Here is a 24,247-nt window from a genome sequence, read left to right on the forward strand (position 1 = left end):
TTTAATTCAATTTCTGGAGGAATTCTTCAAAAGGAATGTTGTTGGTAAAAATCACACCTTGTTTATCAATTACCGGAATCGACAAATTATTGGCACTGATGTTAGCGTTTTTGAGTTTGAATAGCATTTCTTTCAACGCTTCCTGATTTTTATCAATATCATAAAATACGAATTCGATATTATTTTCTTTTAGGTATTTTTTGGTATCAGTACAATGATGGCATTCGTCACTTCCATAAACAATCGTTAACGCTTTTAGAGGTTTTGTTGTGGTCTTGGTCTGATCTTGTGACCATAAATCATTACTAACAAAAAGCATTAAAAAGAGTAATAGCGTGACAGATTTTTTCATAAGTACTATTTTAGAAGTATTTAAAGATATAAAATATTTAGTAAAAATAATTCCCATACCATAAAAACTATGGTATAGGAATTACTCATATTAAACATGAAATAGGTTGCTTAGAACTTGTAAGACAATGCCATAGAAAGTGATCTTCCTGGTAAAGGTCTTGCTCTAACAATATTAGTGGTATTGGCTGTGATACTTCCTTCTTCAGCTTCAGTGATGGCCAAAGTATTCAGTAAGTTATTTCCAGCTATGTTTAAAGATAATCCTTTAGTGATGCCCACTTCTACGAAACCGTTTACGATTACAAATCCATTCATCACCAATTCGTTGTTATCTTGTGCATAGGCTTTGGTTTGACCAATGAAGCTTAATCCAAGTGTATTATTGGCTTTTCCGAATTTGTAAGTTGGGATAAAGTTGTACATCATTTTTGGTTGTCTTCTTGGCTCGTTACCATCATTAGCACCCGAAGTAACTTCGGCTTTAGTATAGGTAAATCCACCGCGTAAGTTCAAATGATTGTTTACATTATAAGATGACTCTAATTCAAGACCCATTGAACGGTAATCGTTTTCGATAATACTATTAGAAGTGGCTTCAAATCCGCCTTCTTCAGTTGTTGTTGACGTAAAGAAAGTAGCGTAAACATATCCTTTGTCGAATTTTCTTTTGTATCCTAATTCCGCTTGCGCTAAATAATCTAAAGAGTTGATTTTATCTCCGTCAAGGTAATCTAACCCTGAGAATAAAATTCTATCTGCTTTGGCTGAAGCACCTTTGCTGTAACGTGCGAATACTGATTGTCGTTCGTCTAACAAATAGTTAGCCCCTATTGAATAAGACACATAATCGTAATCATAATCAACCGCTGTAGTATTAGCAGTATTGATAGCAGACACGCTGGTTTCAGGTGCTGAAATTATGTTATCATTATTGATGTCATAAGTTGTTTGAGACGAACCTGCAAAAGAACCATTCACTTGTCCCATATCAAAACGGATTCCTCCTTCTAAAGACAATTTATCTGTAGCATCAAAAGACACGTTAGCATATGGTGCTGAAACATTGTATTGTGTGTCATAGTTTCTAGTACAACAGTTACCCCAATACGGAACACCGTAAGCGTATAATCCATTAGTAGAAAGTAAATTTCCACCAGCGTCAGTTACATTGATTAATCTTGGATTGTTATCCGATACTTCTTGTAAATACGAATTCCATAACCATGACATTGAGATATTTTGAATCGATTTGAAATAACCTGCAGTTACACCAACTTTATCAAATTTCTTAGTAATTCTTAAATCGTTCATGAAGTTGTTGAAGTTATTCAATTCAACATCAAACATATGAATTCTTGAAACTAAACCGTTCGGGGTGTTAAAAGCAGTTCCATCATTGGCATAAGTCAATGTAGAACCTGTTCCAAATGAATTAGCAATTGTAGCAGCAGAAGCAACTTCGGCAGGGAATGGTGTGATAAATTGTCCGCTGTTAGAAGAGAAACGACCATTATTGGTTACTTTCCAACCTTCTGCTAATTCGAAGTTAACTGAAGCTCCAATGGTTTTAGAAACCGGGTGCATACCATCGGCCACATTCCCTCTTCTTACGTTTCCGTTACCGTCTAAACCTACATTGTGCATTAGATATGGGGATTGTTGCGTGCCTGAAGTAGCATCATAACCGCTGATACTTTCCCAAGTTGGGTTAGAATTACTTCCGGTGACTTTGATAGGCATTGGCATATAAGCCGCAGCTCTGTCGTTTAAGAATTTAGCATAAACTGTTACTGAACCCTTTTCGAATTCTTTGGTAAGGTTCATTTTGAATTGTCCACCATTATTGGCTGTAAAACCTGGGCTTCTAACTCCTTCACCAGTTCTGTAGAAACCACCGGCGTGGAAATATAAACCGTCTCCAATGCGCGCGCCATATTCTAAATCTGTTCTGAAATCACTATAATCTAAACCAAAACTGGTTACCATACTTCCGCCTTCCGTTTTACCTGTTTTGCTGATAAAGTTGATGATACCTCCTGGTGAATTTGATGACAAGGTAGAAGCAGAACCTCCACGAATGGCTTCAATTTTGGCTATATTTCTATCAAATCTTGTGAAGATATCAGAAGTTGCGAAAGCGATATCACCGAATAACAATACCGGTAAACCATCTTCTTGAATTTGTAAATACTTAGAACCTCCTGAAGAGATTGGCACCCCACGAACAGAGATGTTGGCATTTCCTTCTCCACCTGAAGATTCAGAGCGAATACCTGGAATAGTTCTGAAGATTTCGGCTGTAGATCTTGGTGCCGATTGTTCTACTTGTTTAACATCTAAAGTAGTGATGGAAACGCTTGATTTAATTTTGGCTCTTGGATTAACCACACCAGTTACCACTACTTCTTCTAATACTTTAGAATCATCTTGTAGTTGAAAATCCAAAGTGCTGTTTCCACTTACGTTAGCTGTTTTCTTTTCAGTCGCTAAACCGATATAAGAAACGGTAACGGTAACAGAACCGTCAGCTAATCCTGAGAAGGTATAAACTCCATCAGCATTGGTAGAGGTAGATTTAGAAGTGCCACTCAATACTACGTTGGCGCCTACTACAGCTTCTCCTTTAGTATCGGTAACTTTTCCTGATAAGCTACTGCTTTGTGAAAAAGAGAGATTGCACAGCATTAAAGCTATAAAAAGCAACATCCTTTTCAAAAATAAAGTACTTTTTTTCATCTTTTGTAATTTGTTTGATTAGTAATTATTGTTAGTTTATTTTTCGAAATTATATTTTTAATTCACAAAAAATTAGAAAATCATAATCGAAAACGTTTTCGAAAATATCGAAAACGTTTTCGGTACAAGATTAAATTTTTTTTATGATATTTGTTAAATGAGAGATATTACTTTAAAACAAATCGCTGAAACTCTAGGAATCTCTATCACTACGGTATCTAAAGCATTAAAAAACTATCCTGATGTAAGTCCGAAGACTCGCAAGGCTGTTTTAGAGTTGGCCGAATCATTAAGTTATACCCCAAATAGTTTTGCGGTTAACCTTAGAACCAAAGAATCACGAACTATCGGATTGATTATTCCCGAAGTGGTGCATCATTTTTTCTCTAATGTCATTAACGGTATTATTGATGAGGCGGAGAAAAATGGTTATTTGGTCATTATACTCCAATCCAATGAATCTTTAGAATTGGAAAAAAAGCAAGTCGAACTATTGATGAATAAAAGAGTAGATGGCATTATCATGTCACTGTCTAACGAATCAAATGATGATGAGCATATTAAAGAAATACTACGCAAAGAAGTTCCTTTTGTGATGTTTGACAAAATCTCCAAATTGATTCCGTGTTCGAAAGTTATTATTAACGATCAAAAAGCAGCCTTCAATGCCGTAGAACATTTGATTCAAAAAGGTTGTCGAAAGATTGCACACATTCGCGGACCAGTGAATCCTCAAAATGCAATCGACCGCTTTTTAGGCTATAAAAAGGCTTTGGAAAAAAACAATATTCCCTTCGACACAAAACTGGTTTACACTTGTAAAAATGTAACATTTGAAGAAGGGCTAGAATTTGCCAAACAAATAGCTATAGAACATCCGGATGTTGACGGTATTTTTGTCATCACTGATTTAGTGGCCGTTGGTGTTTTGGCACATTTCAACGAGGTTTGTATCAAAATTCCTAATCAAGTTAAAGTTATCGGTTTTAGTAACTGGTTTATGTCGCAAGTAATTACTCCTAAATTGAGTACTGTGGACCAACCAAGTTTTGAAATGGGCGTTCAATCTTTCAAATTATTATTGGAAGAGATAAATATTAAAAAAGAATTATTGCCTTTTAAACCAAAAACAATTGAGTTAGAGACTGATATTATTGAAAGAGAGTCTACTTTATAAAAGTAATATTTCTTTTCAACCCGTCTAATTTGCTTCGTTTTAATGGCGAGTTAGGAAAAACTTTAGCAAATGTTTCTTCGGTGATTTCTTCCCAATCTTTTTTAGTGTAAGAAAGTAATTCTGGATAAGGCGAAAATAACGGTTCGCTATGCGGTTTTGAAAATTTATTCCACGGACAAACATCTTGGCAAACATCGCAACCAAAAATCCAATCATCCATTTTTCCTTTCATTTCATTGGGAATATTTTCTTTGAGTTCAATGGTGAAATAGGAAATGCATTTGCTGCCATCAACCACATAAGGCGACACAATGGCTTCTGTTGGGCAGGCATCAATACAAGCTGTGCAAGTACCACAATGATCAGTAGTTGCATAATCATATTCTAAATCTAAGTCAACGATTAATTCAGCAATAAAATAAAAAGAACCTACTTGTTGGGTCAATAGATTGCTGTTTTTGCCAATCCATCCCAATCCACTTTTGGCTGCCCACGCTTTATCTAATACCGGTGCCGAATCAACAAAAGCGCGCCCGGAAACCTCTCCAATTTCAGTTTGAATGGTTTGCAATAATTCCTGTAATTTTTCTTTGATAACAAAATGATAATCCTGTCCATAGGCGTATTTTGAAATCTTATAACTATCGGGGTTTTGTATTTCAGATGGATAATAATTCAACAAAAGTGAAATCACGCTTTTGGCATCATCAACCAACAAAGTCGGATTCAAACGTTTATCGAAATGATTTTCCATATATTTCATTTCGCCATGATGGTTTTTGTTTAACCAATTTTCCAATCGCGGTGCTTCCTTTTCCAAAAAACCTGCTTTTGAAATTCCACATGACAAAAAACCGAGGCGTTTTGATTCGGCTTTGATGAGTTGCGAGTATTTTTCTTTGTTATTAAACAATTAATGATTTAAAAAAATTAAACCATTAAGGCATTAAGTTTTATGAAGATAATTCAAACTTAATTTTCTTAATTCACTTAATGGTTGAGAAATTAAAATAATCCTCCCTGAATATTAGTTTTAATTTTTCCTAAGTGTTTGTATGCTTTTTCGGTAACTTCTCTTCCTCTAGGTGTTCTGATTATAAAACCTTCCTGAATTAAAAAAGGTTCGTATACTTCTTCAATGGTTTCGCTACTTTCGGAAACGGCGGTTGCCAAAGTTGACAATCCAACTGGTCCACCTTTGAATTTATCAATAATAGTGATCAAAATTTTATTATCCATTTCATCTAAACCATGAGCATCTACATGCAAAGCCTTAAGAGAAAATCGAGCAATTTCGATATCTATATTTCCATTTCCTTTTATTTGGGCGAAATCGCGAACTCGACGTAACAATGCATTAGCAATACGAGGTGTTCCTCTACTTCTTCCTGCAATTTCTATTGCTGCTTCCATTGTAATTGGCATTTTTAAAATACTTGAACTGCGTTGGACAATGGTGGTTAAAAGTTCGGTATTATAATATTGCAAACGGCTTTGGATTCCGAAACGAGCACGCATTGGTGCTGTTAATAAACCTGAACGCGTTGTTGCCCCTACAAGTGTAAACGGATTTAAATTGATTTGAACAGTTCTGGCATTTGGGCCAGACTCAATCATGATATCAATTTTAAAGTCTTCCATGGCGGAATATAAATACTCTTCCACAACCGGACTTAAACGATGTATTTCATCAATAAACAAAACATCTCTTTCTTCAAGATTGGTAAGTAATCCTGCTAAATCTCCGGGTTTGTCTAAAACAGGTCCGGATGTAATTTTGATTCCAACGCCTAATTCATTAGCTAAAATATTTGCCAATGTCGTTTTCCCTAATCCGGGTGGACCGTGAAACAATGTATGATCGAGTGCTTCACTTCTTTGATTAGCAGCTTCCACAAACACTTTCAGATTATCCAATACTTGTTCCTGTCCAGTAAAATCATCAAAAGATAATGGCCTTAACTTTTTTTCAACGTCAAGTTCTTCGGGATTATAATTGGAGTTGGTTGGGTCAAGATTTTCGTTCATATTACAAATATATAACAAAGTTGTATGCAAATAAAAATGCCTTTCGATAGGAAAGGCATTTTTATATTTTTTGATTGAATTAATGGTGCAGTTGTTCTTCGCCTTCTTTCATAGGCACATTTTGCGGAACAAAATCATCATCATGTCCAGGTTTGCTATAATCATATGGCCATCTGTGTACGTGAGGGATTTCACCTTCCCAGTTTCCGTGTATATGTTTAATAGGCGCTGTCCATTCTAATGTATTCGATTTCCATGGGTTTTGTGTCGTTTTCTTACCGTAGAAAATACTAGTAAAGAAATTCCACAAGAAAACTAATTGGAAAGCTCCACCTACTAATGCAAACATTGTAATAATAACATTCACATTTTGTAAATCGTCGAATAATGGGAAGTTTGTATTAGTATAATATCTTCTAGGTAAACCTGCCATTCCGATAAAGTGCATTGGGAAAAATACACCGTAAGCACAAACCGCTGTTACCCAAAAGTGAATATAGCCTAAATTTTTGTTTAACATTCTACCGAACATTTTTGGAAACCAATGATAGATTCCTGCAAACATCCCGTAAAGCGCAGAGATACCCATTACTAAGTGGAAGTGAGCAACTACGAAATAAGTGTCGTGAACATTAATATCTAATGTACTATCTCCCAAAATGATTCCTGTTAAACCTCCAGTGATAAAAGTAGAAACCAATCCGATAGAGAATAACATCGCAGGATTTAATTGCAAATTACCTTTCCACAATGTAGTAATGTAGTTGAATGCTTTTACGGCTGAAGGAATCGCAATCAATAATGTTGTAAATGTAAACACCGAACCTAAGAAAGGATTCATACCTGATATAAACATGTGGTGACCCCAAACGATAGTTGATAGGAAAGCAATAGCAATAATTGACATAACCATAGCTCTGTAACCAAAGATAGGTTTACGAGAATTTGTAGCAATTACTTCTGATGTAATACCTAGTGCAGGTAGTAATATGATATAAACTTCAGGATGTCCTAAGAACCAGAATAAGTGTTCGAACAATACCGGAGAACCTCCTTGATAATGTAAAACTTCACCAGCTATATAAATGTCAGACAAGAAGAAAGAAGTTCCGAAACTTCTGTCCATAATTAACATTAGGGCTGCAGACAATAATACTGGGAATGAAATTACACCAATAACAGCTGTTATAAAGAAAGCCCAAATTGTTAGAGGTAATCTTGTAAAAGACATCCCTTTTGTTCTCAAGTTGATTACAGTTACAATGTAATTCAAAGAACCTAATAAGGAGGCTGCAATAAATATTGCCATAGAAACTAACCATAAAGTCATTCCGGTTCCCGAACCTGATATTGCTTGCGGTAATGCACTCAATGGTGGATATATTGTCCAACCTGCAGATGCCGGTCCAGATTCAACAAACAAAGAAGAAACCATTACAACACTTGAAAGGAAAAACAACCAATAAGAAATCATATTTAATAACCCAGATGCCATATCCCTAGCTCCAATTTGAAGCGGAATTAAAAGATTACTAAAAGTACCACTCAAAGCAGCTGTTAATACAAAGAAAACCATAATAGTTCCATGTATTGTAATTAACGAAAGATAGGTTTCATTAGACATAACACCACCTGGAGCCATTTTTTCACCTAAGAAAAAACTAAATATTTTGAAAGACTCTTCCGGCCATGCTAATTGCATTCTGAAAAGTATTGACATTCCAACACCAATAACACCCATGATGATACCAGTAATTAAATACTGTTTAGCAATCATTTTGTGGTCAATACTAAATATATATTTAGTAATGAAAGTGTCTTTATGGTGGTGTTCGTGATCGTGACTTTCTTCGTGATTGTGAGCTTCTGCTGACATAATAGGTAAACTTTAAATTTTATAAATTATTTCATTTCTGCTTTAGCAACTACGGTAGTATCATTGCTTGGTGCACTAATTGAATCTTTTGTTTGTTTTGATGCTGCCTCAGAAGCTTTAGCCTCTTCGGCTGCAGTTTTCACAGCCTGAACTATTGTTTTAGGAGCATTTTCTTTTAACCACGCTTTGTATTCTTCAGGTGTATCAACAATAATTTTCATTTGCATATTATAGTGAGAAGCACCACAAATTTTATTACACAACAATAAAAAATCAAAAGTATAAGGATCAAGTGCAGGTTCGCCTTTAGCAACTAAATCTGCGCTTTTCTTTGCTCTGATATTATTGATGTTTGCAACCTTTTCTATCATTGCTGGTTTTTCTCTCATTTCGGCAGTTGTTACTGATGGTATAAATGAAAAACTTGTAACCATACCAGGAACACAATTCATCTGTGCCCTAAAGTGTGGCATGTAAGCAGAGTGTAATACATCTTGTGAACGCATTTTGAAAATAATTCTTGTACCTTTTGGGATATGTAATTCTTTTGATGCAAAATCATCTTGAGAATTCGGGTCCGATAGGTCTATTCCAAGGTTATTTACTCCTTCAATATATCTGACATTTGCTTTACCTAAAACGCCATCCGCACCTGAATATCTTGCTTCCCAGTTAAATTGTTGTGCATAAAGTTCAATAACAATAGCATCTTTCTCATCTTTTTCATCGACAAACATAATATTTGTCCACGCATACAATCCGTAAAGAATTAATACTGCCAATACAATAGCTGGTATAATACTCCAAATAAATTCTAATTTATTACTGTCAGCAAAATAAAGCGCTTTTTGACCTTGTCTTCCTCTGTATTTAAACGCAAAATAATGCAATAAAGCTTGAGTTATAGTTTGCACAAAGAATATAAGAGTCATAGTAATCATCATAAGATTATCTAATTCTGGCCCGTGTTCTGAAGCTGAATCACCAATTAAAGGAAACTTTCCATAATACGCAAGACACCAGATTGTTGTCAGGTAGATGAAAACAAGAAAACCAAACATCAAGTAACCGTTAACTTTATTATCATTATCATTTGCAACTTGAGAATCGTTAACAGTTACACCCACTTGTGTTAAGTCGAATATTTTTGTTAACTGCCACAAGGCAACTGCCAATAAAACTACAACTATAAGTACCAAAAGAGTTGTCATTTGTAATTTACTTTAAATATTAATAATGAAAATGTTTGCTTTCTTCGATGAAAGGATTTCGTTTTGGAACTAACGGTGCTTTTGTTAAAGCGCTGAATACTACAAAAATGAACAATCCAAAGAAAAATAATAGTGATGCTATTTCAGGTATTCCGATAAACCATCGATCACCAACTGTTGCTGGCATAATCATATTGAAGAAATCAATATAATGACCAGCTAGGATAATGATTCCACCCATAACAACTATCCAATAAATACGTTTGAAATCGGAATTTATTAAAAGTAAAATAGGAAAAATAAAATTCATGACGAAAGCCCCAAAGAAAGGTAAGTTATATAATTCAATTCTTGTTTTGAAATATGTTACTTCTTCAGGAATATTAGCGTACCAAATCAACATGAATTGTGAAAACCATAAATAGGTCCAGAAAACGCTGATTCCGAACATAAATTTTGATAAATCATGAATATGGCTAGAATTTACATTCTCTAAATATCCTTTAGATTTTAAATAAATAGTTACCATTTGAATCACAGTGATCCCACTTACAAAGAAGCTGGCAAAAACATACCATCCAAAAAGAGTACTGAACCAGTGTGGGTCTAAAGACATTATCCAATCCCAAGCCATGATAGATTCAGAAACAATGAAGAATACTAAAAATGCAGCTGACATTTTGAAGTTCTTTTTGTAGAAAAGATCATCATTAGATTCGTCTTGAGCCAAACAATTTTTTCTAGATAAATAACGGTAAACATTCCAACCTAATAAGAATATAGCCGCTCTTGAAATCCAAAAAGCAAAATTTAAATAACCAGATTTGCCAGCAATTATTTCATCATAATTTGGACTATTTGGGTCAGTGACACCTTCTTTCATCCATACAAATAGATGGTTAATATGGAACCCTGATAACAATAAAACAACAAAGAAGACAACAGATATTATCGGTAAATAAGCCGTAATTCCCTGCATTACTCTAAATAATACTGGTGACCACCCTGCTTGTGCTACTTGTTGAATAGCATAGAATGCTAAAACACCCATAGTGATCAAAAGGAAAAAGATAGACGCAACATATAATGCTGCCCATGGTTTGTTTTGTAATTGATGAAAAACGTGTTCTGCATGTTCTGCATGCTCATCAGCATGTGCTTCAGCATTATTTTCAACATGTTCTGCATGAGAGAGTTCAGCAACTGTTACAACTGTTACTGTATCTTTAGTAATTGTGTCATGAGCGGTTTCGGCAACAGCTTCTTCGTGAGTAACCGCAGGTGAATGTTCAGTTGATGCTGCTTCATGAGTTGATGCTGCTTCATGTCCGCCTTCATGGTGAGCTTCTTCTTCTTTCAGAATTGTCTCAACATCCTGAATGGTTTTTGGTGCAGTTAAAAAACCATATCCAATACCAAGGATTCCAATAATCATCAGTACAAAAGAAAAGGTTTTTAATTTACTTGAAAAGGTATACATATCTATAACGATCAGTTTGTTTTACAATTATAATTTGCTTTTAAGTTCAAGAACATAAGCAGCAATCATCCAACGTTCTTGTTGACTCAATTGATTCGCATAAGAACCCATTGAATTTAATCCGTACGTTTGAACATGGAAAATACTTCCTATAGTAACCTGTCTGTCTTTATAACTTGGCACACCAAGAAGTTTTTCCTGTTTCACTAATTTACCCATTCCGTTTCCAGTTTCTCCATGACAAATAGCACAATAAATACCAAATAATTCTTCTGCTTTTTTCATATCAACCTCTTTACCGTCAAGCGGGGAAGTTGTAATTGTTTTGGAGAAGTCATACCCCTCTGTTGTATTTGGAATTTCGTATGGTACAAAACCTCTTTTGATTGAACCTTCTGCAGGTAATTGACCTTCTTTACCTTTTAAACCTGTTGGCGAATTGAAAGCATCAGACTCTGAATAGGTTTCATAAGCTACCGATTCGTACATATTGGGCATATATTGGTAGTTTGGTTTCAAATTATCTTTACAAGACGTAAAAGAAACAACGATACCTAATACAAATGCTATTTTAAGTAAACTTTTCATATCTATATTAATGCTTATCATTTTCAACTTCAACTACTTTAACTTCTACTGCACCTGTACTTTTCAGGAACTCTACCAATTCGGCTTCATTATCTTTAACGGAAACCCCCATTAAGAAATGATCGTCTGTTGTTCTAACATCAGGATTTTCAGCTTGTTTGAATGGCCATAATCTGCTTCTCATATAAAAAGTGATTACCATTAAATGCGCTGCAAAGAATACAGTCATCTCGAACATTACAGGAACAAAAGCCGGCATATTTTGATAGAAAGCAAAACTTGGTTTCCCGCCAATATCTTGTGGCCAGTCCTTAATCATGATAAAATTCAACATGGTTACTGCAACGCTTAATCCAATGCAGCCATAAATAAAGGCGCAAATAGCTAATCGTGTTGGTTCAAGTCCCATTGCTTTATCTAAACCGTGAACCGGAAATGGTGTGAAGACTTCTTCAATATGGTGATGTGCTTTTCTGGTTTGCTTTACAGCATCCATTAAGATATCATCATCATTGTATATTGCGTGTATAACTTTATTACTACTCATAGCAATTATTAATGTTTATCTGAATGATTGTGACCTTCTAATTCTCTATGTCTCTTATAATTTTCTCCTGATGATTTCAAGATTGTTTTAACCTCTGCCTGAGCAATCACTGGGAAAGTTCTTGCATATAAAAGGAATAATACAAAGAAAAAACCTATTGTTCCGATGAAAATTCCAATATCAACAAACGTTGGTTGGAACATCGTCCATGAAGATGGAAGATAATCTCTGTGTAATGAAGTAACGATAATTACGAAACGCTCAAACCACATACCGATGTTTACCACAATCGAGATAATGAAAGAGAACATAATACTTGTTCTTAGTTTCTTGAACCACATAAACTGTGGAGAAAAAACATTACATGTCATCATCGACCAGTATGCCCACCAGTAAGGACCGGTAGCTCTGTTCAAGAATGCATATTGTTCAAATTCAACTCCTGAATACCATGCAATAAATAACTCAGTAATATAGGCAACACCTACGATAGAACCTGTAATCATAATTACAATGTTCATTAATTCGATATGTTGAATGGTGATATAATCTTCAAGATTTGATACTTTTCTCATAATGATAAGCAAGGTATTTACCATTGCGAATCCTGAAAATACGGCTCCGGCAACAAAATATGGTGGAAAAATGGTAGTATGCCAACCTGGTACAACAGAAGTTGCAAAGTCCATACTTACAATCGTGTGAACCGAAAGTACAAGCGGTGTTGCTAAACCTGCAAGTACCAAAGACACTTCTTCAAAACGTTGCCAATCTTTTGCTCTTCCACTCCATCCAAAACTTAATATAGAGTAAATTCTTTTACTAAATGGCTTAACTGCTCTATCTCTTAGCATCGCAAAGTCAGGCAGTAATCCTGTCCACCAGAAAACTAATGATACAGAAAGATAGGTTGAAATTGCAAATACATCCCAAAGCAATGGAGAGTTAAAGTTTACCCAAAGAGATCCGAATTGATTTGGAATTGGTAATACCCAATAGGCTAACCATGGACGACCCATGTGAATAACCGGAAATATGGCCGCTTGAATTACAGAAAAGATGGTCATTGCTTCTGCAGATCGGTTAATTGCCATTCTCCATCGTTGACGGAATAATAATAATACGGCAGAGATAAGCGTTCCGGCGTGACCAATACCAACCCACCAAACGAAGTTAGTAATATCCCAAGCCCAACCAACAGTTTTATTTAAACCCCAAGTTCCAATACCTGTTGAAATTGTATAAATAATACAGCCAATTCCCCAAAGGAAAGCTATTAATGCAATACTAAATACAGTCCACCATTGTTTGTTAGCTCTTCCTTCAATTGGAGCAGCTATATCTACAGTTATATCGTGATATGATTTATCACCTATAACTAATGGTTTTCTAATGGGTGCTTCGTAATGAGACGACATAATCCTTTATTTCTTAATTAATATTTTTATACTACGTATTTCTAACTTTAACGTGATAAAACACATTTGGTTTTGTACCAACACTTTCTAATAAATGGTACATTCTTTTATCTTCGGCTAGCTTTGCAACTTGATCTTCTTTATTATTTACATCACCAAATACCATTGCACCTGTTGAACAAGCTGCCGAACAAGCAGTTTGGAATTCATTAACGGCTACTTCTCTTCCTTCGCGTTTTGCTGTTAATATAGTCAACTGTGTTTTTTGAATACACATAGAACATTTTTCCATAACTCCACGAGAACGAACATTTACATCTGGATTAATAACCATACGACCTAAATCATCATTCATATGGAAGTCAAACTCGTCATTACCGTTGTATAAGAACCAGTTAAAACGACGAACTTTGTAAGGACAGTTGTTTGCACAATAACGAGTACCAACACATCTGTTATAAGCCATTTGGTTTTGACCTTGACGACCATGCGAAGTTGCTGCCACAGGACAAACCGTTTCACAAGGAGCGTGATTACAATGTTGACACATTACTGGTTGGAAAGCTACTTGTGGATTATCCGCAGCACTTTCCATTTCACCAAATCCGCCTAATGATCCTTTTTTACCAAATAAACCATCAAAGTTTTCTTTTTTCTCGTTGTCTTCAGTAAATGTTTCTTCAGATGAATAGTATCTGTCAATTCGTAACCAGTGCATATCACGACTTCTTCTGATTTCTGATTTACCAACAACTGGAACATTATTTTCTGCATGACAGGCAATAACACAAGCACCACAACCGGTACAAGCGTTTAAGTCGATTGAAAGGTTAAAATGGTGGCCTACTGAACGATCAAATGAATCCCATAAATCTACTGAAGTCGCTGGGACTTCCTTGTGATCTAAAGAAACCATAGGAACAGTATTCCATTCTTTTGCATCTTGGGTATTAAAAATTTCCAGTGTGGTTTCTTTAATAATATCACCTCTACCCATCAGCGTTTTCTGTGACTGTACACAAGCAAACTCATGTTCTCCACTTGCTGCTACGATAGTAGCTGACTGTAAATTATTGAAGCCGCTGTAGAATGCATAAGCATTAAGACCAACTTGCATTTCTTCTTTCAGTCCAACTTTTTTACCATAGCCTAAAGCCATTCCTAAAGTACCTTTAGCTTGTCCAGGTTGAACTATAACCGGAACATTTTCCAGTTTTATTCCGTTTACTGTAAGTATTGCATAACTTCCGTTAAGACCACCATTAGCAACGATATTATTATCTAATTTTAATGCATCTGCATCCGCTTTTGATACCGTAACATAGTTATCCCAAGCAACTCTTGTTATTGGATCCGGGAACTCTTGTAACCATGGATTGTTAGCTTGTTGACCATCACCTAAACCTGTTTTGGTATACAATACCAATTCAAATCCGTTTGAAGGTTTTGATTGTGCTAATGCATTTGCAGCGCCAGCATAATCAGCTGAACTTGCAGATGCTCCAGCAGAAGTTCCAACAGCAACACCATCGTGAAGGGTTTGGTTCCATGAAGCACCATTTGTATAAGAAGCTGCATTTGCTTTTATGTAATCGTAATAATCTGCACTATTTCCAATCCATGATAATAATCCTTCTTGGAATTGTTTAGAGCTGAATAATGGACGAATTGTTGGTTGCGTTAAAGAATACGTTCCTTTTGTCAACATTAAATCGTTCCATGACTCTAAATAATGAGGCGCAGGAACAGCTATAGTTGTGATTGAAGCTGTTTCATCTTCTCTTAAAGAAAAGGCAGCTGATAATTTTACTTTTTTCAATCCACTAACGAATTTAGCAGAATCCGCTAAAGTATATACTGGATTTACGCCACTCATAATTAAAGTATGAACACTTCCTGCGTTCATATCAGCAACTAGTTGAGCTACTTTTTCGTTAGACCCTTTTCTAATTTGACGTGTTCCGATAGTTGAAAATGCTTCACTAACCAAAGCTTGATTGATAGCTAAAACTAATAATTGTGCATTTTTATCTTGAATACCTGAAACTAAAAGTCCTTTTGATCCAGCAGCTTTTAATTGTTGTGCAGCTCTTATTATTACATCCTCGCCATCTACTTTTCTGGTAGATACCGCCGAACCTGTAATTATATTATATATTTTAACTAAAGCTTGTTTTTGATTAGCAATTGTCATTGGAACACGCTTATCAGCAGCAGCTCCTGACAAAGTCATGTTAGCTTCAAACTGATAGTGTTTTGACATTTTGCCTGCTTGAGGAATTCTACCTTTGGCATATCCTGAACCGAAACTTCCACCTTGCCAATCTCCTAAAAAGTCAGCATCAAGTGAAACTATAGTATTTGCTTTTGAAAAATCATAGTCTACCAGAGCTCTTTCTCCAAAAACTGTTTCGAAAGCATCTAATGCAGCCGATTCAGAAACCGCATCATAAACAACGTGTTTTGCAGTTGGATTTTTAGCAATAAATTCGGCTATTAACTTTTCAGTAGATGGACTAGCTAAGGTATTTGTTAATAGAACAATTTGTCCGCCTTTTGCTTTTGCATCGGCTAAACTTGCTTTTATTTTCAAATCAGCTTCCTGCCAAGTTGCGTCTTTTTGAGCCACTTTCGTTCTCTTCAAACGCATGCTATCATACAATGATAACACAGATGCATGAACTCTTGCATTGGCAGCAAACTTTGCTCCCGCAATAGTATTATTTTCAATTTTGATTGGACGCCCTTCACGAGTTTTTACTAATAAATTAGCAAAATCAAAACCATCAAACATAGAGGTTGCATAATAATCTGCAACTCCTGGAACGATTTGTTCCGGTTGTAAAACGTAAGGAATTGATTTATGCACCGGACCTTCACAAGCTGCTAAAGTTGCAGCAGCAGTTGTAAATCCAACGTATTTCAAGAAATCACGACGAGTAGTTGAAGAAGAAGATAATGCTTCTTTGTCTGATAAAAATTCGTCCGTTGGAATTTCTTCTACAAATTCATTATTTCTAAGCGTCTCAACAATAGAACTATTTTCGTTTAGTTCCTCAACACTTTTCCAGTATTTTTTGTTCGATGACATCGTATATAAATATTAGCTTCTTAAATTATTTTATTAATAGTGGCATTTACCACATTCCGTTCCTCCCATTTGCGCAGCAGTCAATTTGTCTACGCCATATCGTTTAGAAAGTTCTTCGTGAATTTTTGTGTAGTACGCATTTCCTTCCATTTTGACATCGGTCTCTCGGTGACATTTAATACACCAGCCCATAGTTAACGGAGCAAATTGTTTTTGGATTTCATATTCTTGAACAGGTCCGTGACATTTTTGACATTCAATTCCGGCAACAGTTACGTGTTGAGAGTGATTGAAGTAAGCAAAATCAGGTAAGTTATGGATTCTAACCCATTTGACAGGACTGGTTTTTCCGGTATATTTTGACCCGTCCCAACCTACAGCAGCGTATAATTTTTTAATTTCCCCGTCGTAAAATGCTTTTGAATGTTCTGGAGTAGCTGTAGTGTCAGATACTTCAGAAATATTTTTGTGGCAGTTCATACATACATTCAAAGAGGGAATACCAGCATTTTTACTAACACGCGCCGCCGAGTGGCAATATTTACAATCGATACCATTGCTTCCAGCATGAATTCTGTGAGAATAATGAATTGGTTGAATTGGCGCGTAATCTTGATCAACCCCTATTTGCATTAAATAACCATATACAAAATATCCACTGGCTAATAATAAAAATATAGAAGAAACTAAAACCAAAAATTGGTTTTTTGCAAATGCTTTCCAAATAGGCAATCTTACTTCTTTTTCAGCAACTTCGATACCGTTTGCTTTAGCAACCTTAGTTAGTACATTGTTCACAAAGAACAACATGACTACCAACATCAACAACACTAAACATAAAGCGCCAAGAACAACGTTATTTGAAATTCCAGCATTGTTGTCTGCTTTTAATCCACCATCAGCTGTAGGAGTTAATCCTTTTGGCGCTTCAGGTTTTGGTTCATCTGTATACGCTAAAATATTATCTATATCTTGCTTCGACAATTGTGGAAACGCAGTCATTACTGACTTGTTATATTCATTAAATATTTTAACTGCATCCGGATCACCTGACTTTATCATAGCAGAGCTATTGGCAATCCAAGGATAAAACCAATCTCTTGCGTGACGAGCGGTTACACCTCTTAATGCAGGCCCGGTCATTTTCTTGTCTAAAGCGTGACAAGCTGCACAATTAGCGTTAAACAATGCTTTTCCTGCTACTGCATCGCCTCCAGTGGCCGCAGCTGTTGCTGTTGCAGCGGCTGGTGTAGCTGCTGCTGGCTGAGTTGCTTGTGAAAATGAAGTGAAGGATAAAGTTAGCATAAAAGCTAAACAGAAGAGTATTCTCCTTGAAATCGAATTATGGTTACCCACTTTTTTCATATAATAAGTAATTATCGGCTTATGTTGGCTCGGTTTTTTCTGAAATAATTTCAATGAAAAAATCAACGTTTTATTAAAAACTTGCACAAAAATACGACTTATGAACTATTCTCAAAACGTTAAATATAGCTTAAATATCAATTTATATTAATTCTAAATAACGTTTTAGCTGCGGTTTAATTCTATAAGTTTTACATTTGCATAAAAATCAAACAATTATGACCTTTTTAAAAGAAATAAAATTAGTTTTCGCAACACTAACTCTGGTATTTTTGCATCAAAAAAGCTATAGTCAAGAGGCTAAAGTAAGTGTGAGTCAAGATCCAAAGTTTGAGCAACTCTTAAACGAAAAAAGAAAAATTAATAGTTCGATTACCATAAATGATCGTTATAAAATTCAGATTTATAATGGCGACAGCGAAAATTCTAAAAAAACGTTGCTTGATTTTAAAAGAGAAAACAAAAATATTGATGCCACTATCGTTTTCAGTACACCACTTTATAAAGTTTGGGTTGGAAATTTCAAAACCCGAATTGAAGCTGAAAAAAACCTCAACGATTTAAAGAAAAAATATCCAAATGCGTTTTTGATAAAGCCGAATAAATAAAAACCGCAAAAACCATTAAACAAAAAATCCCGATTGCTCGGGATTTTCATTGGTAATTATTTCATCTTTTTCTTCACTTCCACTTCTTGGAAAGCTTCGATGATGTCAAGCTGTTCAATATCGTTGTAATTCTTGATTTGCATACCGCAATCATATCCTTTGGCAACATCTTTTACATCGTCTTTAAAACGTTTCAGCGTGGCTAATTCTCCTGTAAAAACAACAACGCCTTCACGGATAATTCTGATTTTAGAATTTCTGAAGATTTTACCATCGGTAACCATACAACCTGCAATAGTTCCCACTTTGGATACTTTGAAAATTTCTCTGATTTCTGCTGTACCAGTAATTTCTTCTTTCATTTCAGGAGAAAGCATTCCTTCCATTGCATCTTTCAAATCATTGATAGCGTCGTAAATAATAGAATAACTTCTGATATCGATTTCTTCTTTTTGTGCTAACTGACGAGCATTCCCGGCAGGGCGAACATTAAATCCAATGATAATTGCATCAGAAGCTGAAGCCAACATTACATCAGTTTCAGTAATGGCTCCAACACCTTTATGGATAATATTGATTTGTATTTCATCCGTAGACAATTTAGAAAACTCACTCGAAAGTGCTTCTACAGAACCGTCAACGTCTCCTTTAAGGATAATATTTAATTCTTTAAATTGACCTAATGCAATACGACGACCAATTTCCGCCAAAGTAATATGACGCTGTGTTCTAACGGATTGTTCACGCATTAATTGTAAACGTTTAGTCGCAATTTGTTTAGCTTCTCTTTCGTCTTCAAATACGTTAAATTTATCTCCGGCAGTTGATGCGCCATCCAAGCCTAAAATAGATATTGGTGTTGATGGTCCGGCCGAAGTAACATTATGCCCTCTTTCGTCGTGCATGGCTTTTACTTTTCCGTGATTTTTTCCGGCCAATACATAATCGCCCACTTTTAAAGTTCCGGATTGTACCAATATTGTTGATACGTAGCCTCTTCCTTTGTCTAATTGTGCTTCCACAACTGTTCCAACAGCAAGTTTATTTGGGTTTGCTTTTAAGTCTAAAATTTCAGCTTCAAGCAATACTTTCTCTAATAATTCTTTTACTCCTGTTCCTTTTTTAGCAGAGATATCATGCGATTGGTATTTTCCACCCCAATCTTCTACTAATAAATTCATAGCAGCTAATTTCTCCTTAATCTTTTCAGGATTAGCGCCTTGTTTATCAATTTTATTAATCGCAAATATCATAGGAACATTAGCGGCTTGGGCGTGGCTGATAGCTTCTTTAGTTTGTGGCATTATGTCATCATCCGCAGCAACCACAATTATAGCGATGTCGGTAACCTGAGCTCCACGAGCACGCATAGCGGTAAATGCTTCGTGACCTGGTGTATCAAGGAAGGTGATTTTTTGACCGCCTTCAAGTGTAACGGCATATGCACCGATATGTTGTGTTATACCTCCAGATTCCCCAGCTATTACATTTTCTTTACGGATATAATCCAATAATGACGTTTTACCGTGATCCACGTGACCCATTACGGTTACAATTGGCGCACGCGTAACTAAATCTTCAGGTCTGTCTTCAACTACTTCTAAGGCTTCTTCTATGTCAGTAGTAATAAATTCAACTTCATAGCCAAACTCATCTGCAACAATTGATAGTGTTTCCGCATCCAATCTTTGATTCATGGTAACCATGATTCCAAGTGACATACAAGTTCCGATTACTTTTGTAATTGGCACATCCATCATGGTGGCAATTTCACCAACCGTAACGAATTCTGTTACCTTGATAGTTTTGCTTCCTTCTTCAAGAGCCTGCATTTCATCTTCACTTCTTTGTCGATGAGAATCACGCTTATCCCTTCTGTATTTTGCCGCTTTAGATTTGTTTCCTTTTCCTTGAAGACGCTCTAAAGTTTCTTTAATTTGATTCTTAACTTCTTCTTCAGTTGGTTCCACTTTTTGAACTATAGCAGGACGATTCCCTTTTTGGAATCCACCTCCACCTGGTTTAGCTCCACCTGGCTTGTTAGGTCCAAAAGCGTTTCCTCCTCCTCCGCCACCAATAACGAGCTTACCTGTTTCACCTGGTTTGCCGGGAATTCTTTTTCTTTTATTCTTGTTGGCGTTATTATTATTTGCTGCTGCATTTGCTCCAGTTTCTGATGTCGCAGATTTACCAGCTTCTTTTTTAAACTCTTCTTTTTTCTTTTTTGGTTTATTAAATTGGGCTAAATCTATTTTTTGTCCGGTTAATATTGGCCCAGAAAGATTTTGATATTGCGTTGTATAAGTTTCATCGATTGAAGGTTGTTCAACAACCGGAGCTTCAATTTTTTCTTCTTTTGAGGCGACTTTTGGCGTTACATCTTCTTTCTTTTGTTTCGACTGTTCGCTTACGCTAGAGTCTGAAGCTGTTTTAGACTTTTGATCTGATTTTGCTATTTGTGCGGCTGTTGCTTTTGGCTCTAAATCAATTTTTCCAACTTGTTTTGGAGCAATTACCGTTGCCTTCGCTTTAATCAATTCAAGTTGTTTTTGACGATCTTCTTCTAACTTGCGTTTGTCCTCGATTTCTTTTTCTCTTTCAATACGAAGTGCTTCTTTTTCTTTTCGTATTTCTTCACTTACACCTTTTGAAGCTTCTTTGTTTCCTTTGTCACCGGCAAACTGTCCACAAAGAATAGAATAGACATCATCGGAAACTTTTGTGTTTGGACTAGCTTCAATGACAATTCCCTTATCCTTCAGATAATCCACAGCTCTTTCCAAAGAAATATTCAATTCCCTTAAAACTTTATTAATTCTAATATTTCCTTCAGACATAAAATCTTATTATTGTTAGCTAATTTTGCGTTAAAAGATTAGTCTTGAAACTCTTCTTTCAATATTCTTATCACTTCTAAAATTGTTTCTTCTTCTAAATCAGTTCTTCTCACCAAATCAGCAACATCTTGATTCAAAATACTTCTTGCTGTATCTAATCCGATTTTTGCAAATTCGTCAATTACCCATCCATCTATTTCGTCTGAGAACTCTGTTAATTCAACATCATCTTCTTCAATGGCAGCACCTTCTCTAATTACGTCTAATTCGTAACCTGTTAAAAGTCCGGCCAATTTAATGTTGTGTCCTCCTCGACCAATAGCTTTTGAAACTTCTTCCAATTTCAAGAAAACTTCGGCTCTTTTTTTCTCTTCGTCAATCTTAAGCGAGGATACTTTTGCAGGGCTTAATGCTCTTGTGATATAAAGTTGCAAATTGGTAGTATAGTTGATTACGTCAATATTTTCGTTACCTAATTCGCGAACTATTCCGTGAATTCTGGAACCTTTCATACCAACGCATGCTCCAACTGGGTCAATTCTATCGTCATAAGAATCAACGGCTACTTTTGCTTTTTCACCTGGAATTCTAACTACTTTTTTAATCATAATTAAACCATCAAAAACTTCCGGAATTTCTTGCTCAAATAATTTTTCCAAGAATTTATCCGCCGTTCTCGACATAATTATTTGAGGTTTATTTCCTTTCAATTCAACGCTTTCAATTATTCCACGAACATTGTCTCCTTTACGGAAAAAGTCAGATGGAATTTGTTTTTCTTTTGGCAACACAATTTCATTTCCTTCATCATCAATCAAAATTACAACTCTTGGACGAACGTGATGTACTTCCGCGGTATAAATTTCGCCAATTAAATCTTTAAATTGTTTGTAAAGATTATTATTATCATGTTCGTGAATTTTAGAAATCAAGTTTTGACGCAAAGCCAAAATGGCTCTTCTTCCTAAATCTATTAATTTTACTTCTTCTGAAACATCTTCACCAACTTCAAAATCAGGTTCGATTTTTTGAGCTTCAGACAATTCAATTTCTTGATTTTCATCTTCAACTTCACCATCGGCAACAACTACTCGATTTCTCCAAATCTCCATATCACCTTTGTCAGGATTGATAATGATATCAAAGTTATCATCAGAACCGTATTTCTTTTTCAATGCGTTTCTAAATACATCTTCCAAAATCGCCATAAGCGTTACTCGATCAATGAGTTTGTCATCTTTAAACTCTGAAAATGATTCGATTAATGCAATATTTTCCATGCCTAATTTAATTAAATATTATTGTAACAATTGCTTCTTTTATATTTGAATAAGGAATTTCGCGTTTATGTTCTACTGTTTCTTTCCCTTTTCCTATTTTTTTTGGTTCTCTTGCTGTCCAAGAAAGCACAATACTTTCATCTGAAACCTGATCTAATAGTGCTTCTATTGTTTCTGTAGCTGTTTTAACTTTTAATGTTCTTCCAATATTTTTTCTATATTGTCTCACCATTTTTAATGGTGTAGAAACTCCAGCCGAAGCTACTTCCAAAGCATAATCTTGCTCTTCTCGGTCTAAATTATTATCAATTGAACGACTTATATCGATACAATCCTGCAAATTTACACCATTATCGCCATCTAAAGTTACGATTACTTTGAATGTTTCTGTAACGGTTAAATCTACAAGAAACAAAGAAGGTTTCTCCTTTAATCCTTCTTCTAATAATTCCAAAATTTTATCTCTAAATGCCATAGTTTTATAAAAAGAGGGAAGCAATGCTTCCCTCATTATTTAATTTTTAATGGTAAATAACGGCGCAAATATAGGTTTTTTTTTGTAAATCAAAAAATCTTGTTGTATCAAAAAAAATATTATCTTTAATGTAATAAATTTACTATACAAAATTAAAATTTTTATGTTATGAAAAAAATCTTAGTTCCTACAGACTTTTCAGAGTATGCCTATTATGCATTAAAAGTTGCAGCTCAAATTGCTAAAAAAAATGACGGGGAAATTATTCTTCTTCATATGCTAGAATTACCTCATCAAGCCGGAGACGCCATAGGAATTGGCCACGACATTCCCGAAATTATGCTTTTCAAAAATGCGGCTATTAATAGATTGGAAGATTTGATGAATGATGAGTGTCTTGATGGTTTAAAAGTATCTCAAGTAATTCAATTTGAATTAGCGTTTAATGGCATTATGGACATCAGTAAAAAAAATGATGTTGATTTAATTGTAATGGGTTCTCATGGCGCGAGTGGATTTAAAGAAATGTTCATTGGTTCCAATGCAGAAAAAGTGGTTCGCTTTTCAGATATTCCAGTGCTTGTTTTGAAAAGAGATGAGGGAATTTTTAATGTTGACCATTTTGTGTTTGCTTCTGATTTTTCAGAAGAAGTTAGAAAACCATTTCAAAAAGTAGTTGAATTTGCAAATAAATTTAATGCTGAACTTCATTTGGTTATGATAAATACTCCTAGCAGTTTTAAACCAACCCATATTGCCAATGAGATTATGTCTAATTTTGTTTCAAATTATTCTATAAACAAATTTTCTACACATATCTATAATGATACCAATGTAGAAAATGGGATATTAAATTTTGCAAACCATGTAGATGCCGATTTAATTGGAATGAGCACCCATGGCAGAAGGGGGCTTTCACACTTTTTTAATGGAAGTATCAGCGAAGATTTAGTAAATCATGCCTTGCGACCTGTGATTACTTTTAAAATATAGATTTTAATCATATAACTACAAAACAAAAATTCCTCTCAATTGAGAGGAATTTTGTTGTTGGTCTACTAGGACTCGAACCTAGAAAGACGGCACCAAAAACCGTAGTGTTACCATTACACCATAGACCAATAAGTGCTAATGCGGGTGCAAATTTAGTACAAATTTTATTTTACACAAACAATT

At 35.2% G+C, this 24,247-nt stretch carries 18 protein-coding genes and 1 tRNA gene; 3 read left to right on the top strand and 16 right to left on the bottom strand.

The features are described 5' to 3' along the window. Position 1 precedes the first annotated feature (1 nt). Positions 2–352 (bottom strand): glutaredoxin family protein, encoded by a 351-nt coding sequence (locus ACOYLP_RS00700; RefSeq protein ID WP_422854248.1) that lies wholly within the window; start codon positions 350–352, stop codon positions 2–4. Positions 353–462: 110 nt separating this feature from the next. Then, positions 463–3,090, bottom strand: coding sequence for a TonB-dependent receptor domain-containing protein (locus ACOYLP_RS00705; protein ID WP_422854249.1), 2,628 nt, complete (start codon positions 3,088–3,090; stop codon positions 463–465). Positions 3,091–3,247: 157 nt separating this feature from the next. Between ACOYLP_RS00705 and ACOYLP_RS00710 the strand changes: the two genes are divergently transcribed. Beyond that, a complete protein-coding gene (locus ACOYLP_RS00710) occupies positions 3,248–4,267 on the top strand; it encodes a LacI family DNA-binding transcriptional regulator (protein ID WP_422854250.1) in 1,020 nt (339 codons plus the stop codon). Here the strand turns inward: ACOYLP_RS00710 and queG are convergent. The 10 genes from queG to ACOYLP_RS00760 form a co-directional block, all read right to left on the bottom strand. After that, positions 4,257–5,180 (bottom strand): tRNA epoxyqueuosine(34) reductase QueG, encoded by a 924-nt coding sequence (gene queG / locus ACOYLP_RS00715; RefSeq protein ID WP_422854251.1) that lies wholly within the window; start codon positions 5,178–5,180, stop codon positions 4,257–4,259. The two genes, ACOYLP_RS00710 and queG, sit on opposite strands and share 11 nt — an antisense overlap. Before the next feature lie 92 nt (positions 5,181–5,272). Next, positions 5,273–6,295, bottom strand: a complete 1,023-nt coding sequence (ruvB, locus tag ACOYLP_RS00720) for a Holliday junction branch migration DNA helicase RuvB (protein WP_422854252.1) — start codon at positions 6,293–6,295, stop codon at positions 5,273–5,275. Positions 6,296–6,374: 79 nt separating this feature from the next. Further along, a complete protein-coding gene (locus ACOYLP_RS00725; RefSeq protein ID WP_422854253.1) occupies positions 6,375–8,171 on the bottom strand; it encodes a cytochrome c oxidase subunit I in 1,797 nt (598 codons plus the stop codon). A 26-nt stretch (positions 8,172–8,197) separates the two neighbouring features. After that, the gene (locus ACOYLP_RS00730; protein ID WP_422854254.1) at positions 8,198–9,382 is read right to left on the bottom strand and encodes a cytochrome c oxidase subunit II; all 1,185 of its coding nucleotides are present in this window, start codon (positions 9,380–9,382) and stop codon (positions 8,198–8,200) included. Between the two features lie 19 nt (positions 9,383–9,401). Further along, entirely contained in the window at positions 9,402–10,862 is a 1,461-nt protein-coding gene (locus tag ACOYLP_RS00735; protein WP_422854255.1) for a quinol:cytochrome C oxidoreductase, read from the bottom strand. A 27-nt stretch (positions 10,863–10,889) separates the two neighbouring features. Beyond that, positions 10,890–11,450: a c-type cytochrome gene (locus ACOYLP_RS00740; protein ID WP_422854256.1), complete on the bottom strand. Its 561-nt coding sequence runs from the start codon at positions 11,448–11,450 to the stop codon at positions 10,890–10,892. A 7-nt stretch (positions 11,451–11,457) separates the two neighbouring features. Then, entirely contained in the window at positions 11,458–11,997 is a 540-nt protein-coding gene (locus ACOYLP_RS00745) for a DUF3341 domain-containing protein (protein ID WP_422854257.1), read from the bottom strand. Positions 11,998–12,005: 8 nt separating this feature from the next. After that, complete coding sequence (nrfD, locus tag ACOYLP_RS00750; RefSeq protein WP_422854258.1) at positions 12,006–13,415, bottom strand: NrfD/PsrC family molybdoenzyme membrane anchor subunit; 1,410 nt, start codon at positions 13,413–13,415, stop codon at positions 12,006–12,008. 31 nt (positions 13,416–13,446) lie between these two features. Continuing rightward, complete coding sequence (locus ACOYLP_RS00755) at positions 13,447–16,506, bottom strand: TAT-variant-translocated molybdopterin oxidoreductase (RefSeq protein WP_422854259.1); 3,060 nt, start codon at positions 16,504–16,506, stop codon at positions 13,447–13,449. A gap of 33 nt (positions 16,507–16,539) precedes the next feature. Beyond that, entirely contained in the window at positions 16,540–17,871 is a 1,332-nt protein-coding gene (locus ACOYLP_RS00760) for a c-type cytochrome (protein WP_422854260.1), read from the bottom strand. Positions 17,872–18,089: 218 nt separating this feature from the next. Between ACOYLP_RS00760 and ACOYLP_RS00765 the strand changes: the two genes are divergently transcribed. Then, a complete protein-coding gene (locus ACOYLP_RS00765; RefSeq protein WP_422854261.1) occupies positions 18,090–18,479 on the top strand; it encodes an SPOR domain-containing protein in 390 nt (129 codons plus the stop codon). Positions 18,480–18,535: 56 nt separating this feature from the next. Here ACOYLP_RS00765 and infB read toward each other — a convergent pair whose 3' ends face one another. Genes infB through rimP form a run of 3 tightly spaced genes read right to left on the bottom strand, consistent with a single transcriptional unit; the run spans position 18,536 to position 23,071 of the window. Next, entirely contained in the window at positions 18,536–21,316 is a 2,781-nt protein-coding gene (infB, locus tag ACOYLP_RS00770) for a translation initiation factor IF-2 (RefSeq protein ID WP_422854262.1), read from the bottom strand. 38 nt (positions 21,317–21,354) lie between these two features. Further along, the gene (nusA, locus tag ACOYLP_RS00775; protein ID WP_422854263.1) at positions 21,355–22,596 is read right to left on the bottom strand and encodes a transcription termination factor NusA; all 1,242 of its coding nucleotides are present in this window, start codon (positions 22,594–22,596) and stop codon (positions 21,355–21,357) included. 7 nt (positions 22,597–22,603) lie between these two features. After that, positions 22,604–23,071: a ribosome assembly cofactor RimP gene (gene rimP, locus ACOYLP_RS00780; protein WP_422854273.1), complete on the bottom strand. Its 468-nt coding sequence runs from the start codon at positions 23,069–23,071 to the stop codon at positions 22,604–22,606. A 168-nt stretch (positions 23,072–23,239) separates the two neighbouring features. On the opposite strand from rimP, the gene ACOYLP_RS00785 reads away from it, so the two are divergent. After that, positions 23,240–24,064, top strand: a complete 825-nt coding sequence (locus tag ACOYLP_RS00785; protein ID WP_422854264.1) for a universal stress protein — start codon at positions 23,240–23,242, stop codon at positions 24,062–24,064. Between the two features lie 57 nt (positions 24,065–24,121). Here the strand turns inward: ACOYLP_RS00785 and ACOYLP_RS00790 are convergent. Next, positions 24,122–24,192 (bottom strand) — tRNA-Gln (locus ACOYLP_RS00790). Between the last annotated feature and the right edge of the window lie 55 nt (positions 24,193–24,247).

Source organism: Flavobacterium sp., assembly GCF_049318325.1.
Lineage (GTDB): Bacteria > Bacteroidota > Bacteroidia > Flavobacteriales > Flavobacteriaceae > Flavobacterium.